Below are 16,334 nucleotides of genomic sequence, written 5' to 3'. Positions count from 1 at the left end.
GTCCGGGGGAGGGCGGGGCCTCCACCGCTGGAGCGGCACGGAGGGCGCTCCACAGCAGATAGCCGTCCACAGCGATCAGGCAGACCAGCAGGATGGCGTTGGGGAGCAGGCCAGTCATCCCGCCCGCCAACAGGGTTTTCCCAATCTGGTAAACGCTTCGCAGGGTGAGCAGCAGGCTGACGGCACACAGCAGCCAGAGGTAACTCTGCCGGGTCATGGCAAGGCCCCCTTTCCAAGGCTTGCAGGTGGATCTCTTCACAATCATTGTACCATTTTTCCTTTGGAATGCAATTGATTCCCAAGAAAAACACATCTCCGGAAATGTTTACTGCGGGATTGTGCCCAACCCCCGGAATGTGGTATGATAACAGGTACGAGATCACGAGGGAAAGAGGGATGCCCTATGCCGGAGCTGCTGCTGCCGGGCAATATCATATCCATGGACGCCCGGGCCGCTGACCGGCTCACCGCCTGCGGCAATGGGGACGCCGCTCTGCTCTACCTGTGGCTGCTCCGCCACGGGGGACAGCTGGACCCCGCCCAGGCCCGGAAGGGGCTCAAATGGGACGGCCAGCGGCTGGAGGAGGCCTCCGCCGCCCTGGTGAATCTGGGCCTGTCCGACGGCAAGACCCAGGCCGAGGCCCCCCCCATCCCCGCCCCCCAGGGTCTGCCGGACTACACCGCCGCCGACATCACCCGGGAGATCGAGGACACCACCTCTACCTTCCCCGGTCTGGTGAACGAGGTCCAGCGCCGGCTGGGCAAAGTGCTGTCCACCGCCGATCTGAAGAGCCTGTATACCCTGTATGACTACCTGGCTCTCCCCGCCGAGGTGATCTGCCTGCTGGTGAGCTGGTGCGTGGAGGAGTTTGAACGGAAATACGGCGTAGGCCAGAAGCCCCGGATGTCCCAGGTGCTGAAGGAGGGCTTCGCCTGGAAGCGGCTGGGAGTGGACACCGCCCAGGCCGCCGACGCCCACCTGAAACGCAAGAGCCTCTACCGCACCCGGGAGGGGGCCATCCTCCAGCTGCTGGGTCTCAAGCCCCGGCCCCTGGTGGAGAAGGAGAAGCGGAAGGTGGCGGCCTGGACCGACATGGGCTTTTCCGACGACGTGCTGCGGCTGGCCTACGAAAAGACGGTGTACAAGAAGCAGCAGATGGACTGGGATTACATGAACGGCATCCTGACGGGCTGGCACAAGAAGAACCTACATACCCTGGCGGAGATCGAGGCGGGGGACAAGCCCGCCCGGACGGCCCAGAGCGCCCCCTCCGCCGGCAGCAGGCCGGCCATGCAGGACCACCCCGCCGCCCCCGGCGATGTGGACCGGCGTGTGCGGGAGGATCTGGAACGGATGCGGGAATTTCTCCGGCAGGAGAAGGAACGGGACAAGGAGGGATAAGCCATGGGATACGAAGCCAGCGTGCTCTACCGGGCCACCAAACGGCTGGAGGAGGGCCGCCGCCGGCGGGAGGAGGCTCTTGCCCGCCGCAAGACGGAGATCTATGCCCAGCTGCCCCGGGTCCGGGAGATCGACAAGGAGCTGAAGGGGACGGTGTACCAGATCATCGCCTCCTCTCTGCGGGAGGGGCGGGACCCCGGCCCCTCCATCCAGGTCATCAAGGACCACAATCTGTCCCTCCAGGCCGAACGCACCCAACTGCTCCTCCAGAACGGCTGGGGTGCCGACGCCCTGGACGAGCAGCCCGCCTGCCCCAAGTGCAACGACACCGGCTGGGTGGGCGCCCAGATGTGTACCTGCCTGAAAAAGCTGTGCGGCGAGGAGCAAATTAAGGAGCTGTCCAAGCTGCTGGATCTGGGCGAGCAGTCCTTTGAGACCTTCTCCATGGACTACTACTCCCCCCTGCCCTGGCCGGGGGAGGTCATGTCCCCCCGGGAGAACATGGAGTTCATCTTCGATTTGTGCTCCAACTACGCCCGGAAGTTCGGGCGGTTTAAGCTGCGCAACCTGTTCCTCTCCGGGGCGCCGGGACTGGGCAAGACCTTCCTGTCCGCCTGCATTGCCCGCACCGTGTCGGAAAACGGCTTCTCCGTGGTGTACGATACGGCGGTCAATGTGTTTGCCCGGTTTGAGGAGCAGAAGTTTGCCCGGGACAAGCTGGACGCCGACGAGGCAAAAGACGAGACAAAGCGCTACCTGGGCTGCGACCTGCTGATTCTGGACGATCTGGGCAGCGAGCTCACCACCCCCTTCGTCCAGTCCGCCCTGTATACCCTGGTCAACTCCCGGCTCATGGCGGGGAAACAGACGGTGATTTCCTCCAACCTGACCATGACCCAGGTGCGCCAGCGCTACACGCCGCAAATTTCCTCCCGGCTGGAGGGAGAGTACCGGGTGCTGCCCTTCTACGGAGAGGACATCCGGCTGCAAAAGAAACGGGATTTATAAACCATTGATAAAGGAGACCTACCATTGAACGAGATCATTCTGCTCAAGCTGGGGGAGCTGGTCCTGAAGGGCCTGAACCGCCGCACCTTTGAGGATAAGCTGATTGCCAACGCCAAGCGACGCCTGAAGCACCACGGCGATTTCAAGGTGTACTGCAAGCAGTCCACCATGTATGTGGAGCCCAAAAACGACGACTGCGACCTGGACGGAGCCTGGGAGGCTATGACCAGGCTGTTCGGCGTGGTGGGCCTGAGCCGGGCCCGGGCCTGCGAGAAAGACAAGGACGCCATGCTCCAGACCGCCATTGAGTACCTGGGGGACAAGCTGGCTGCCGCCAAGACCTTCAAGGTGGAGTCCAAGCGGGCCGACAAGACCTTCCCCATGACCTCCATCCAGCTGTCCCAGTATGTGGGAGGCGAGCTGGACGAGAAATACCCCAATCTGAAGGTGGACGTACACAATCCTGAGCTCACCGTCTATCTTGAAGTACGGGACTACGCCGCCTACGTCCACGCCGACCCGGAGCCGGGCGCCGGCGGTCTGCCGGTGGGCGTTGGGGGCCGGGCGGTGAGCCTGCTCTCCGGCGGCATCGACTCCCCGGTGGCCTCCTGGATGATCGCCAAGCGGGGCATCGCTCTGGAGATGGTCCACTTCTTCTCCTACCCCTACACCTCCGAGGAGGCCAAGCAGAAGGTGCTGGACCTGGCCAAGCTGCTCACCCCCTGGTGTGGGCGGCTCACCGTCCATGTGGTACCCTTTACTGAGATCCAGGAAGAGCTGCGCCGGAAGTGCCCCGAGGAGCTGTTCACTGTCCTCATGCGCCGGTTCATGATGCGCATTGCCCAGGCGGTGGCCGCCCGTTGCGGCGCCGGGGCCATCGTTACCGGTGAGTGCCTGGGTCAGGTGGCCAGCCAGACCATGGAGGCCATGCGGGCCACCACCGCCGTGTGCGACCTGCCCATTCTGCGCCCTGTGGTGGGCATGGACAAGGAGGAGATCGTGCGGATCGCCCGTAAGATCAACACCTTTGAGACTTCCATCCTGCCCTACGAGGACTGCTGCACCGTGTTCACTCCCCGCCATCCCCGGCTGCGGCCGGTGCTGGGGGAGCTGGAGCACGCCGAGGAGGCCCTGGATGTGGAGGGCCTGGTGAAGGCCGCCGTGGAGGGCATCGAGCGTATCCAGGTCTGAATCACCTCTTTCCCAATTCAACAAAGGAAGTGTTTCCTCATGTCTCATACCGCGGAACTCATTGCCGTGGGTACGGAATTGCTGCTGGGCAACATCGCCACCTCCCCGCGGAATCACTGATTCCGCAGGGACCCCATATCTTTTACGTCCTCGGGCGGAATGAATCCGCCCTGCGGAAATGCTTCGCTGCGCTGCGCATTTGCGGCGGCACTAGCCGCCGATGCCGGTGTTGGCGATAGGAGGTTTTTTCCATGTCCCACACAGCCGAACTCATTGCAGTCGGTACAGAACTTTTGCTGGGCAACATCGCCAACACCGATGCCCAGATGCTGTCCCAGGGGCTGAGCGCCCTGGGCATCAACGTCTACTACCACACGGTGGTGGGGGACAATCCGGACCGGCTGCGCGCCGCCGTGGAGCTGGCCAAGACCCGGGCGGATATTATCATCACCACCGGCGGCCTGGGTCCCACCTGCGACGACCTGACCAAGAATGTGCTGGCCCAGTGCTTCGGCAGGCAGCTGGTGTTTCATGAGCCCTCCGCCCGGCGGATCGAGGCCTATTTCCAGCGGCTCCATCCCAACCGCCCCATGACGGACAACAACTACCAGCAGGCCATGCTGCCTGAGGGTTGCACCGTGCTGGAAAACGACTGGGGCACCGCCCCTGGCGTGGCCTTTGAGGCCGATGGTGTCCGGGTCATCATGCTCCCCGGCCCGCCCCGGGAGTGCAGGGCCATGTTCACCTACCGGGTGGTCCCCTATCTGAAGGAGTTGGCCGACGGGGTCATTGTGTCCCGCACCCTGAAGCTGTTCGGCATCGGGGAGTCCTCCATGGAGGCTCAGCTGCGGGAGCGGATGAACGCCATGACCAACCCCACCCTGGCCCCCTACGCAAAAGAGGGGGAATGTGAGCTCCGCATCACCGCCAAGGCTGCCGACGAGGAGGCCGCCCACGCCCTCATTGACCCGGTGGAGGCCGACCTGAAGGCCCACTTCGGCCCTCTGGTCTACGGAGTGGATATTCCCTCTCTGGAGGCGGCGGTCTTTGCTCTCCTGAAGGAGAAGAGCCTCACCCTGGGTACTGCCGAGAGCTGCACCGGTGGCCTGGTGGCCAAGCGGATGACCGATCTGGCCGGGGTATCCTCGGTGTTCCGGGGGGGCGTGGTGAGCTACGCCACCGAAGTGAAGCACACCGTCCTGGGTGTGGACCAGGACCTGCTGGACCAGTACGGCGCTGTCAGTGAACCGGTGGCCCGGGCCATGGCCGAGGGGGCCCGGAAGGTGCTGGGCTGTGACCTGGCTATCTCCACCACCGGCGTGGCGGGCCCTGACCCCGACGAGCGGGGCAACCCGGTAGGGCTGGTGTTCATCGGCCTGGCCACCCCCGACGGCACCTGGGTCCGTAAGGTGAATCTGTCCATGGGCCGCCAGCGCATCCGCCATATTGCCGCCAGCCACGGCTTTGACCTGGCCCGGCGATATCTGTCCGGTCTGGAGCTGAAATAAACAAAACACGGTGTATTTTCCGGAAAGGAAAATACACCGTGTTTTTATTTTCGGGGGTTACTCCTGCTCATCCTGAGGGTTGGATTCCTCCTCCTGAGCCTCCTCGACTGCCTGATAGGCGGCGGGGGGCTGGATGGCGGCGGGATCGGTGAACACCAGCTCGAAGGCGGCGGCGTCCATATTCTCGTACTTCAGCAGGTAGTCGGCCACAAAGTCCAGCTCCTTGCGCCGGGCGGAGAGGATCTCCACGCAGCGGTTGTAGGCGCCGTCGATAAGGCCCTTGATCTCCTGATCAATGAGGGCGGCAACCTCTTCCGAGTAGTTCTTGGTCTGGGCCATGGAGCGGCCGATGAACACCTCGTCGTGGCCGGAGTCAAAGACCACGTTGCCCACCTTGTCGCTCATGCCGTAGCGGGTGACCATATTGCGGGCGATGGCGCTGGCCTTCTGCAGGTCGTTGCCCGCTCCGGTGGAGATATCGCCCAGGGCCAGCTGCTCGGCGGCCCGGCCGCCCAGACAGACGGCAATGCGCTCGGTGAGCTGCTGCTTGGACTGGAAGGTCACATCCTCCTGGGGCAGGGAGATGGTCATGCCGCCTGCCATACCACGGGGGATGATAGTGATCTGGTGGACCGGGTCCTGGGTCTTGAGGTCGTGGATCACGATGGCGTGGCCCGCCTCATGGTAGGCGGTGAGCTTGCGCTCCCGCTCAATGACCACCCGGCTCTTCTTCTCGGGACCGGCGATGACCTTGATGACAGCTTCGTTCAGGTCCTTCATGCCGATGAAGCGGCGGTGCTGGCGGGCGGCCAGCAGGGCGGCCTCGTTCATCAGGTTCTCCAGGTCGGCGCCGGTAAAGCCGCCGGTACCCTTGGCCAGCTCCGCCAGAGACACGTCGTCTCCCAGGGGCTTGTTGCGGGCATGGACCTTCAGAATGGCCTCGCGGCCCTTGATGTCGGGATAGCCCACATAGACCTGCCGGTCGAACCGGCCGGGCCGCAGCAGGGCGGGGTCCAGGATGTCCTGGCGGTTGGTGGCCGCCATGACCACCACGCCCTCGTTGTTGCCGAAGCCGTCCATCTCCACCAGCAGCTGGTTAAGGGTCTGCTCACGCTCGTCATGACCGCCGCCCAGGCCCGCGCCTCTCTGGCGGCCCACGGCGTCGATCTCGTCGATGAACACAATGGCGGGGGCGTTCTTCTTGGCCTGGTCAAACAGGTCACGGACACGGCTGGCGCCTACGCCCACATAGAGCTCCACGAAGTCGGAGCCCGAGATGGACAGGAAGTGGACCCCGGCCTCTCCGGCCACCGCCTTGGCCAGCAGGGTTTTACCGGTGCCGGGAGGGCCTACCAGCAGTACGCCCTTGGGGATACGGGCACCCAGGTCCAGGAACCGGCGGGGGTCCTTGAGGAACTCCACGATCTCCTGCAGTTCTCCCTTTTCCTCCTCGGCGCCGGCCACGTCGTCAAAGGTGACCTTCTTCTGCTCGTCGGCAACCGTGCGGGTACGGGCCCGGCCAAAGCGGGCGGTGCGGTCGGCTCCGCCGCCTCCGCCCCCGCCGCCAGCCTGGCGGAGGAACATGAAGTACCAAAGCATTCCAAAGACCACCAGCACCGCGATCCAGGGCAGGAAGCTGACCCAGAAGGGAGGCTCGAAGCCGGCGGGGTAGTCGTAGTCCTGGATAATCCCCAGCTGCATCTGCTCCACGATCAGGTCGTTGAAGTCGTTGTAGAACCACTGGGGATTGGCCACGTCGTAGGTGACGGTGGCTTTGCCGCCCACCGCCTCCTTCAGCCAGAGGGTGACGGTTTTATTGTCCAGCTCCACCTTGGTGACCTGCTGCTGTTCCAGCAGGCGGCGGACCTGGCCGTAGGTCATGTTGTCCCCGGTGTTCATGCCGCCCCGGAGGATAAAGATGGATACGATCAGCAAAATGGCAATGAGTACATAAAAGCCTACATCCCGCAGGCTTCCGTTACGTTTCAAGGAACAGACACGTCCTTTCCGGGTAGATTTGAGGAGCCTTATTCCCCGCCGTACACGGAGGGCTTCAGCACGCCGATGTAGGGCAGATTGCGGTACTTCTCTGCGTAGTCCAGGCCGTAACCCACCACGAAGTAGTCGGGGATGGAGAAGCCGGAGTAGCTGACCTCTACTTCCTTCACCCGGCGGGAAGGCTTATCCAGCAGGGTGCACAGCCGCACGGAGGCGGGCTTGCGGGCCTGGAGCAGCTGGAGCAGGTAGCTCAGGGTGTTGCCGCTGTCCAGAATGTCCTCCACCACAATCAGGTCCTTGCCCTCGATCTGCTCGGACAGGTCCTTGATGATCTTGACCTGGCCGGAGCTGGAGGTGCCGGCGCCGTAGGAGGACACCGCCATGAAATCCACGGTGCAGGGCAGGTGGATCTGCCGCACCAGGTCGGCCATAAAGACGAAGGAACCCCGCAGCACGCTCACCAGCAGAGGCTGCTTGCCTTCATAGTCCTTGTCGATCTGAGCGGCGATCTCCGCCACCCGGTTTTTCAGCTCCTCCTCGGAAAAGAGGACCCGCTCAACGTCTTTGTCCAGCATATGTTCCATATTTCTCCTTACCTTTCCTTCCAGAATACCACTTCCCAGGCCGGTTGGCCGGGCTGGGCCATACGGTCTCTATGGGGGCCAAGACCGGCTGCCGCCAGCACGCCCCGTTCATCCGCCAGCACCGGAATGCGGTCCCGGTCCCGACGGGGAATTTTCTCGTCTATCATCCATTTTTTTAGGGTTTTGGTGTCCCGGCCCGGCAGGGCCAGTTCATCCCCCGTCTGACGGGGACGCAGGACCAGGGACCCCTGAACCTCCTGAGATAAATACCAGGCGTTGGGCTTTTGCTGCTCTTTGGGGGGACAGGTTACTGCCCGACAGGAGCAGCGCCAGTCGGTGCCCTCCGGGGCGGTCTCTCCGTCGGTGTTCAGAGGACAGGGGGTCATCGCCGGGTTGTCGCTCTGGGTGGTAATGAGCAGCTCCTTGTACACCCGCTGGGCCAGCCGCCCGTTGGGCAGGAAGGCCACCGCCGAGGGATCGTCTCCCACGGCCAGGTCCACCACCGCTTTCAGATGGGCGGCAGAGCAATCGGTGTTGCCGTCCCCCGTCATTTCCAACAGGCGGCGGGCCGCCCGGGGGGCAATGGCGGCGGGGAGCTCTGCAATGTAGTGGGCCTCGATGACCAGGTCGTCCTCCGCCCAGCGGGCGTGGCTGCAAGCCATGGCGGCCTGGGCGTTGAGGTAGTCGTTGTCGGCCCGGAGATAACCCATCGTTTCCACAGAGCGCTCGGTCAGCCGGGGGTTCAGCTCCCGCAGTACCGGAATCACCTGACGCCGCAGCCTGTTACGGGCGTAGCGCTCGTCGGTGTTGGTGCAGTCCTCCACATGGGCCAGGTGGTGCTCTTCCAGATAGGCTTCAATGTCCGCCCGTGGGGTGGTGAGCAGGGGGCGCACCAGGTCTCCCCGGCGGGGCGGGATGCCTGCCAGACCGTGGAGCCCGGCTCCACGGGTCAGGTGGAGCAGCAGGGTCTCCAGATTGTCGTCGGCGTTGTGGGCGGTGGCGATGCGGTCACAGCCCAGCTGTTCCGCCGTACGGCGGAGGAACTCGTACCGCAGTTCCCGGCCGGTCTCCTCCACCCCCAGGCCACGGCGGGTGGCTTCGCCGTACACATCGCCCCTCTCCACCACGCAGGGGATGTTCCGCTCTTTGCAGAAGTGTTCCACAAAGGCGGCGTCTCCATCGGCGGCCTCCCCCCGCATCCCGTGGTGGTAGTGGGCGGCGGCTACCTGAAAACCACCCTCAGCTGACAGGCTGTGGAGCAGGTGGAGCAGGCAGATGGAATCAGCCCCGCCGGACACGGCACACAGCACCTTGCCCCCCCAGGGGAGCATATCGTATTCGGTTGTGAGGGCCTTGACGGTTTCCAGCATAAAGGTGTTCTCCTGTGGTGTTCCTGTAGGGGTGATTCTAATACTCACTGTGTCTCCGGTCGATGGAAGAGAAGGTGGTGTACTCGGGCAGCCACTGCAGCTCCACCGTGCCGGTCTCGCCATGACGGTTCTTGGCGATGATGCACTCGGCCAGGTTGTGGTTCTCACTGGTCTCATTATAGTAGTCGTCCCGGTAGAGGAACATGACGATATCGGCGTCCTGCTCGATGGCGCCCGACTCACGCAGGTCGGACAGCATGGGCCGCTTGTTCTGGCGGCTCTCGGGACCACGGGACAGCTGGGACAGACAGACCACCGGCACGTTGAGCTCCTTGGCCATGATCTTCAGGGCACGGGAGATGTCGGAGACGATCTGCTGGCGGTTGTCACTGCTGCGGGTGGGACCGCCGGCGGAGGTCATGAGCTGGAGGTAGTCTATGACCACCAGACCCAGATTATCCACCCGGCGGCACTTGGCGTTCATGTCGGCCACGGAGAGGGCGGGGTTGTCGTCAATGAGAATCTGGGTCTGGTTAAGGGCCGCCGAGGCGGCGGCAATCTTGGACCAGTCCTCCTCGCCCAGCTTGCCGGTGACCAGCTTCTTGTTGTCCACGAAGGCCTCGCCGGAGATGAGGCGCATGGCCAGCTGCTCCCGGCTCATTTCCAGAGAGAAAAAGACCACCGTCTTGCCGGAGAACTTGCCGGCGTGGAGCAGCATATTCAGGGCGAAGGAGGTCTTGCCCATGCCGGGTCGGGCGGCCAACAGGATCAGGTCGGACTTGTTCAGGCCGGAGATGGCCATATCCACGTCGGGCAGGCCGGTACTCAGGCCGGGTACGGCGGAATCGCTGGCGGCCAGCTCGTTCAGCCGCTCGTACACGTTGAGAATGACGCCGGAGATGTGGGTCAGACCCTGGGAGGCCCGGCCTTGACGGATGGCGTAGATCCGCTGCTCGGCGGCCTCCAGCACCTCCTGACCGGTGCCGGTGCCCTCCTGTACCAGGGCGGTGAGATCCCCCGCCGTCTCGGCAATGCGGCGAAGCAGGGCCTTGTCCTTGACGATGGCCACATACTCCTTCACGTTGGCCGCCGTGGGGGTGACCTCCATCAGCTGGAGGATATAGTTGCGGGAGGTGTTCTCGTCGTATACCCCGTTCTGGCGCATATGGTCCAGCACGGTCACTGGGTCAATGGTGAGGGAGAAGTTGAACATGGAGTAGATGGTCTCGTAGATCTCCCGGTTGGTGCGCAGGTAGAAGTCCTCAGGCTTCAGCTCCTCGATCACATCGGGTACGCACCGGGCGTCGATGAGCATGGCGCCCAGCACGCTCTGCTCGGCCTCCACGCTATGGGGCATCTGCCGCAGCAGCAGTTCCTCTTCGGTTGCCATGTTCCTTCACCTCCCCTGGACGGGCCGATGTGGGCATCGGCCCCTACGCATAGTTACTGCTCGGCCACGACCACCTTCAGGGTGCCGGTGACCTCGTAGCCCAGCTTCACCTTCAGCTCGTAGGTGCCAAAGGCCTTGATGGGCTCATCCTGCACGATCTTGGTCTTCTGGATGGTGATGCCGTGCTGGGCGGAGAGGGCGTCGGCGATCTCCTTGGTGGTGACGGCGCCAAAGAGCCGTCCGCCGTTGCCCGCCTTGGCCACAACCTTGACGGAGAGCTCCTTCAGCTTGGCGGCGGTGGCCTCGGCCTCCGCCTTCTCGGCGGCCATCTGGGCGGCCTTGGCCTTCTCCTGCATCTTCATGGTGTTGATATTCTCCGCGGTGGCCAGGACCGCCAGCTTGCGGGGAAGAAGGAAGTTGCGGGCGTAGCCGTCGCTGGCCTCGATCATCTGGCCCTTCTTGCCCTGGCCCTTTACGTCCTGCTGCAAAATCACTTTCATAACTATTATCTCCTTCCTGTTAGGCTTCCCCAGGGGGAAGCTGTCACGCAAAGCGTGACTGATGAGGGAAATGGTATCGGATCCCTCATCCGCCCCCTACGGGGGCACCTTCCCCCGAGGGGAAGGCTTTTTTATTCATCCTCCAGATACTGATCAATGGCCTGAAGGAGCAGCTTGGTCACCTCGTCCACCGTCTTGCCGGGGACCTGAGCGCCTGCGGTAGCGGCGTTGCCGCCGCCGCCCAGCTTCTCCAGCACCACCTGTACGTTCACATCCCCCATGCTCCGGGCGGACAGGATGACCCGCCCCTCATTATCGGGGAAGAGAACGAAGGAGGTGTCGATGCCCGAGATATTTAAGAGCTCGTCGGCAGCTTGGGCGGCAGTGATGCGGCCTACGGTGTGGTCCACACGGGCCACGGCAATGCCGTCCTTGTACATCCGGGCGGTCTGGATGATGTCGTACTTGGCAATGGTGCCGTCCAGATCGTTCTGGAACAGCTTCTTCACGTCGCCGGTGTCGGCGCCGGAGCGGCGCAGGAAGGCCGCCGCCTCAAAGGTGCGGCTGCCGGTGCGCATGGTAAACTGTTTGGTGTCCAGCACCATGCCCGCCAGCAGGGCCTCCGCCTCGATCTTCAGCAGGTCGGCAGGCTCCAGCAGATACTGGGACAACTCGGTGACCAGCTCACTGGCGGAGGAGGCGTAGGGCTCGTGGAAGTTGAGGGCGGCGTCGGCGATATAGGAGGAGGCGCGGCGGTGGTGGTCGATGACCGCCACCTTGTGGACCGCCTCCAGCAGGTCCTGGCTCACCACCTGCTCGGGACGGTTGGTATCCACCACCACCAGCAGGCAGTTGGAGTCGGCCAGCAGAATGGCATCCTGGGGGGAGAGGAACACGTCCTTGTACTCGGGAACCTGGCTCAGCCGGTCGCTCATCTCGCTGGCCGGGTTGACCCCCGGCTCCCGTACGATATGGACCGGGGTGCCCTTTTTCCGGGCCATGGCGCATACGCCGGCGGCGGCGCCGATGCAGTCCAGGTCGGGGTACTTGTGGCCCATGACGAACACGGTGGAGGCGTCGGCCATCAGCTCGCCCAGGGCGTTGGCCATGACCCGGCTCTTCACCTTGGTGCGCTTCTCCAGCTCCTTGGTGCGTCCGCCGAAGAACTCAAAGTTGAATTTGTTCTTCACCACCACCTGGTCACCGCCCCGGCTGAGGGCCATTTCCACCGACAGAGCGGCGTACTGGAACAAATCGCCCAGGTTGTCGCCGTCCTTGCCAATGCCGATGGACAGGGTGGCCTGAATGCCCGAGGGGCTGGTCACCTGGCGCACGGTGTCCAGGATGGAGAATTTGCCCTCCTGGAACTGGGCCAGGAAGCGCTCCTCAAAGAGGAAGAGGTAGCGGTCCCGCTCATACCGGGTAAACACACCCTGGGCGGGGGCAACCCACTGGGCCAGCCGGTCGTCGATCTCGCTGCGCATGGCCGACTTGGCGCTGTCGTTGGCGCCCTTCATCAGCTCCTCGTAGTTGTCCACCGTCAGGATGGCTACCACGGGGCGGGTGGCATAGAACTCGTCCCGCACGGTGGCAAAGTCGGTAACGTCCACCCAGTAGGTGGTGGCCAGATAGCCTCTGGCTCCCTGCTCCTCGGTGCGGACCAGATGGCCGAACACCAAAAACCGCCGGTCCCCGATGCGTACCTCGGTGGGGCACTCGGTCTTGCCCTCCATCAGCCAGCGGGAGGAAAAGTCGGGCACCGCCGCCGTGATCTTGGCGTCAAAGAGGTGCTCCCGCTCCCCGGTGATCTGGAGGAACCGGTCGTTGGACCAGATGACCTCGTCGTTTTCCGGCCGGAAAATGACCATAGGCAGCGGCGCGTTCACCATGGTGTCCTTGGTGGCCGAGTCCATATTGCAGGTCACATTTTCGATGTATTTCAGGATCTCTTTCTGCCGCAGGGCGTTGCTGCGGCGGAAATAGAGGTAGAGGATGACCACCACCGCCAGCTCCGCCACCGCAGCGGGGACGGAGAAAAAGGCGGTAATGACGGCAAACACCACCAGACAGAGGAAATACAGCCTCAGACTGGGCTCTACCAGATGAGTTAGCTTATTCTTACGCATAGGGACCTCCCAACTGCGATCAAATACAAGATGACACGTTATTATATCAAACAAGAACGGCAAAAACAAGTGCGGCAGAACGGGTTTTCCTGCCTGTATGCCCCGGCGGTTGCAAAAAAGACCGGGGCGTGCTATCCTTGCGGGCAAGGAGGTGGGACCATGGAGGACCGTGAGATCCTGGCGGGCAGTGTGCTCTTCCGGGACCTGGAGCCGGAGGAGGTAGTGCCGCTGCTGGGCGGGCGGCGGGAGGAGTACCCCGCCAACCGGGTGGTCATTCAGGAAGGGGAGCGGGTGGACCGGCTGGAGGTGCTGCTCTCTGGTACCATGCGGGCGGTCCGACTGGACGCCGACGGCTCGGAATTTCTTTACCAGCAGCTTTTTCCCGGCTATCTGGTGGCGGGGGAGGTGGCCTGCACCCCCAGGCGCACCAGCCCCTACTCGGTCTGTACCCTGGAGCGCTGTACCACCTGGAGCGTTCCCGTGGACCGGCTGAGCGACCCCGCCCTGCCGGCGGAGCTGCGGCTGGCCCTGCTGGGCAATCTGCTCCACTTCGTATCCAACCAGAACATCCGAAAATGTTATAAGATCGACGCCCTTTCGGTGAAAAGCGCCAGACAGCGGATTTTGAAGTACCTGACCGCCCAGGCCGGGCGGTCGGGGAGCACCACCTTTACCATCCCCTTCGACCGGGAGGCCATGGCCAACTACCTCTGCCTCAACCGCTCGGTCCTCTCCCATACCCTGAAGGAGCTGGAGGGGGAAGGGGTGCTCACCTTCCGCAAGAATTGGTTTACGCTTTTTCCAGAAAAGTTGTCCGGACAACATACCGGGTGAGGGGATTTTGGTATACTCGTGGCAAACCTTGGAGGTGTTTGTCATGAAGAAACTGGTATCCCTGACCCTGTCCGCCCTGCTGGCGCTGTCTATGCTGGCGGGCTGCTCCAACCCTGCCCCGGCGGAGACCACGCCGTCCGCCCCGGAGACAACCCCCGCCGCTGTGGAGACCACCCCGGCTGTTGCAGATCTCAGCGGCCACACCCTGCTGGTCTTCTGCGGCGCAGGCATGAAGGACCCCTTTGCTGAGATCGCCCAGGCCTTCCAGGATCAGACCGGCTGTACGGTGGAGGTGACCTGCGCCAACGCCGCTCAGATCCAGACTCAGATCAATACCGCCCAGGAGGGCGACTTCTTCATCGCTGGTTCCGAGCAGGAGGTCAAGCCGGTGGCCCAGCTGGTGGAGTCCTCCACTCCTCTGGTGCGCCACATCCCGGTGATCGCGGTGCAGAAGGGCAATCCGCTGAAGATCACCGGCCCCACCGACCTGGCCAAGGAGGGGGTCCGTGTGGTCATCGGTGACCCGGAGGCTACCCCTATCGGCAAGATCGCCGTGCAGCTTTTTGAGGACTTCGGCATTACCAATCAGGTGGACATCGTGTCCAATACCGCCACCGCTCCCGCCATGACCACCGCTCTGGCCGCCGACGAGTGCGATGCCATCATCGTGTGGAAGGAGAACGTCAGCGCCGACCAGGGGGAGATCGTGGACAGTGCCGAGATGGAGGCCTATGTCAAGACCATCCCCGCCGCCCGGCTGACCTGCTCGGCGGACGCTGAGGTTGCCGACGCCTTCGCGGAATTTCTGAACGGCCAGACCGCCCAGGACATCTGGACCAGCTACGGCTATGAGCTGGCGGGATAAACGCCCGTTAAAACCCTTTGAGTGGGGCTTTCTGGTGCTGCTGCTGGCGGTGCTGCTCTATGTGGCGGCCAGCCTGTGGGGGGTGGTGACCGGGGGCCTGCCCAACCTGGGCCGTGCTCTGGCCGACGGGGAGATCCGGTTTGCCGTGGGGCTGAGTCTGTGGACCACCACCCTGTCCACCCTGCTGTGCATCCTCATCGGCATCCCCTGCGCCTATCTGCTGGCCTTCACGCCTCTGCCCGGCAAGCGGTGGGCGGAGGCCCTGCTGGAGCTGCCCCTGGCCCTGCCCTATCTGGTGCTGGGCCTGTGCCTGCTCACCCTTTTTTCCTCTCCCTTCGGCAAGGCCCTGAAGGAGCTGGGCCTGCGGCTGGTATTCGACCCCAAGGGCATTGTGGCGGTCCATCTGCTCATCAACCTGCCCTTTGTGATCCATCTGGCCGCCCAGGCTTTCCGGCAGATCGACCCGGAACTCCCCCTCACCGCCCAGACTCTGGGGGCCACCCGGCTCCAGGCCTTTCGCTACATCACTCTCCCCCTGTGCCGCCCGGCCCTGCTGTCGGCCTTTCTGCTGGCCTGGAGCCGGGGCATGGGGGAGTTCGGCGCTACCCTGATGCTGGTGGGGGTCACCCGGCTGAAAACCGAGACCCTGCCCGCCAGCATCTACCTTAATATCTCTACCGGCGACAACGGCATGGCGCTGGCGGCGGCTCTGCTGCTGCTTTTGCTCTCCCTGGCGGTCCAGGGGGTGAGCCGTCTGGCCGGACGAAAAGGAAGGGATCTGTAACATGGACCGGCATACCCTGTACGAGACCCTGCGCGCCGCTCTGGCTGCCGCCCTGGAGGAGCACGGCCTTACCGGCTCGGCGGTGACCATCAAAGCCCGTGGGCTGACGCCGGAGGAGGCCATCGGCCACACCCAGCGCACCGACTACCCCATCCTCACCGGCAAGGAGGTCATGCTGATGGCCGACTTACGGGGGGCGAAGGGCCAGGCCTTCACCGACGCCCCCGCCCAGTTTGAGGGGGCTTTGGACCAGGTGCTGGCTTTGGATCTGGAGGGGGACCCTCACAGCCGGGGGCTGTTCATCGCCACCCTGAACGCGGTGATGAAGTATCTGGGCCGGGCGGACAACACCGTCCACTGTAAGGACGGCGGGCCGGAGTTCTGCGCCCGCCACATGGTGGAGTGGGTGGCCGACCACTACGGCACTCCGAAAATCGCCCTGGTGGGTTTCCAGCCCGCCCTCATTGCCGCCCTGTCCCGACGCTTTCCCGTGAAGGTGCTGGACCTGAACCCGGACAACATCGGCAAAGTGAAGGACGGCTGCCCGGTGCTGGACGGGGAGGCGGACCGCCAGGCTGTGGTGGACTGGGCCGACCTGGTGCTGTGTACCGGCAGTACCCTGTGCAACGGCACCATTGTGGACTATCTGGATCTGGATAAAGAGGTGGTGTTCTTCGGTACCACTCTGGCAGGGGCCGCCTCCATTCTGGGGCTGAAGCGGGCCTGCTTTGCCGATCGGAGCCAGGAAGAGGCCTGACAGAGGCAAAAACGGCC

The 16,334-nt window shown here is 63.6% G+C and carries 15 protein-coding genes; 8 read left to right on the top strand and 7 right to left on the bottom strand.

Annotation, left to right across the window (positions count from 1 at the left end; translation table 11 throughout):
* A partial coding sequence (locus B5G06_RS11675; protein WP_140399836.1) for a hypothetical protein occupies positions 1 to 217 on the bottom strand: 217 nt, incomplete at its 3' end.
* 186 nt (positions 218 to 403) lie between these two features.
* Between B5G06_RS11675 and B5G06_RS11670 the strand changes: the two genes are divergently transcribed.
* The 4 genes from B5G06_RS11670 (at position 404) to B5G06_RS11655 (ending at position 5,109) form a co-directional block, all read left to right on the top strand.
* A complete protein-coding gene (locus B5G06_RS11670; RefSeq protein ID WP_087189236.1) occupies positions 404 to 1,402 on the top strand; it encodes a DnaD domain protein in 999 nt (332 codons plus the stop codon).
* Positions 1,403 to 1,405: 3 nt separating this feature from the next.
* Entirely contained in the window at positions 1,406 to 2,410 is a 1,005-nt protein-coding gene (locus tag B5G06_RS11665; RefSeq protein WP_087189235.1) for an ATP-binding protein, read from the top strand.
* Between the two features lie 24 nt (positions 2,411 to 2,434).
* The gene (thiI, locus tag B5G06_RS11660) at positions 2,435 to 3,601 is read left to right on the top strand and encodes a tRNA uracil 4-sulfurtransferase ThiI (protein ID WP_087189234.1); all 1,167 of its coding nucleotides are present in this window, start codon (positions 2,435 to 2,437) and stop codon (positions 3,599 to 3,601) included.
* A gap of 251 nt (positions 3,602 to 3,852) precedes the next feature.
* Positions 3,853 to 5,109, top strand: a complete 1,257-nt coding sequence (locus B5G06_RS11655) for a competence/damage-inducible protein A (RefSeq protein WP_087189233.1) — start codon at positions 3,853 to 3,855, stop codon at positions 5,107 to 5,109.
* 57 nt (positions 5,110 to 5,166) lie between these two features.
* On the opposite strand, the gene ftsH is transcribed toward B5G06_RS11655, so the two are convergent.
* From ftsH to B5G06_RS11625, 6 genes are all read right to left on the bottom strand, one after another.
* Positions 5,167 to 7,098, bottom strand: a complete 1,932-nt coding sequence (gene ftsH / locus B5G06_RS11650; protein ID WP_087189232.1) for an ATP-dependent zinc metalloprotease FtsH — start codon at positions 7,096 to 7,098, stop codon at positions 5,167 to 5,169.
* Between the two features lie 38 nt (positions 7,099 to 7,136).
* Entirely contained in the window at positions 7,137 to 7,682 is a 546-nt protein-coding gene (hpt, locus tag B5G06_RS11645; protein WP_242955475.1) for a hypoxanthine phosphoribosyltransferase, read from the bottom strand.
* A gap of 17 nt (positions 7,683 to 7,699) precedes the next feature.
* Positions 7,700 to 9,061: a tRNA lysidine(34) synthetase TilS gene (tilS, locus tag B5G06_RS11640; protein WP_087189230.1), complete on the bottom strand. Its 1,362-nt coding sequence runs from the start codon at positions 9,059 to 9,061 to the stop codon at positions 7,700 to 7,702.
* Between the two features lie 37 nt (positions 9,062 to 9,098).
* Positions 9,099 to 10,451 (bottom strand): replicative DNA helicase, encoded by a 1,353-nt coding sequence (gene dnaB, locus B5G06_RS11635; protein ID WP_087189229.1) that lies wholly within the window; start codon positions 10,449 to 10,451, stop codon positions 9,099 to 9,101.
* Between the two features lie 53 nt (positions 10,452 to 10,504).
* Complete coding sequence (gene rplI / locus B5G06_RS11630; RefSeq protein ID WP_087189228.1) at positions 10,505 to 10,951, bottom strand: 50S ribosomal protein L9; 447 nt, start codon at positions 10,949 to 10,951, stop codon at positions 10,505 to 10,507.
* 131 nt (positions 10,952 to 11,082) lie between these two features.
* Complete coding sequence (locus B5G06_RS11625; RefSeq protein WP_087189227.1) at positions 11,083 to 13,077, bottom strand: DHH family phosphoesterase; 1,995 nt, start codon at positions 13,075 to 13,077, stop codon at positions 11,083 to 11,085.
* 159 nt (positions 13,078 to 13,236) lie between these two features.
* Here B5G06_RS11625 and B5G06_RS11620 point away from each other — a divergent pair, with 159 nt between their 5' ends.
* From B5G06_RS11620 to B5G06_RS11605, 4 genes are read left to right on the top strand one after another with little or no spacing between them, the layout of a single operon-like run.
* The gene (locus tag B5G06_RS11620) at positions 13,237 to 13,911 is read left to right on the top strand and encodes a Crp/Fnr family transcriptional regulator (protein ID WP_158094709.1); all 675 of its coding nucleotides are present in this window, start codon (positions 13,237 to 13,239) and stop codon (positions 13,909 to 13,911) included.
* A 43-nt stretch (positions 13,912 to 13,954) separates the two neighbouring features.
* Positions 13,955 to 14,776, top strand: coding sequence for a molybdate ABC transporter substrate-binding protein (modA, locus tag B5G06_RS11615; protein ID WP_087189225.1), 822 nt, complete (start codon positions 13,955 to 13,957; stop codon positions 14,774 to 14,776).
* Positions 14,760 to 15,560 carry an ABC transporter permease subunit gene (locus tag B5G06_RS11610; RefSeq protein WP_087189224.1) on the top strand — a complete coding sequence of 267 codons (801 nt, stop codon included), beginning with the start codon at positions 14,760 to 14,762 and terminating at the stop codon, positions 15,558 to 15,560. Before modA ends, B5G06_RS11610 begins: the two co-directional genes overlap by 17 nt.
* Position 15,561: 1 nt before the next feature.
* The gene (locus B5G06_RS11605) at positions 15,562 to 16,317 is read left to right on the top strand and encodes a Rossmann-like domain-containing protein (protein WP_087189223.1); all 756 of its coding nucleotides are present in this window, start codon (positions 15,562 to 15,564) and stop codon (positions 16,315 to 16,317) included.
* Positions 16,318 to 16,334 lie beyond the last annotated feature (17 nt).

This window comes from Flavonifractor sp. An52 (genome assembly GCF_002159385.1).
Classification (GTDB): Bacteria; Bacillota; Clostridia; order Oscillospirales; family Oscillospiraceae; genus Flavonifractor; species Flavonifractor avicola.
The sequence above is the reverse complement of the archived record's forward strand: the minus strand, read 5'-3'. Positions and strand labels throughout refer to the sequence as shown.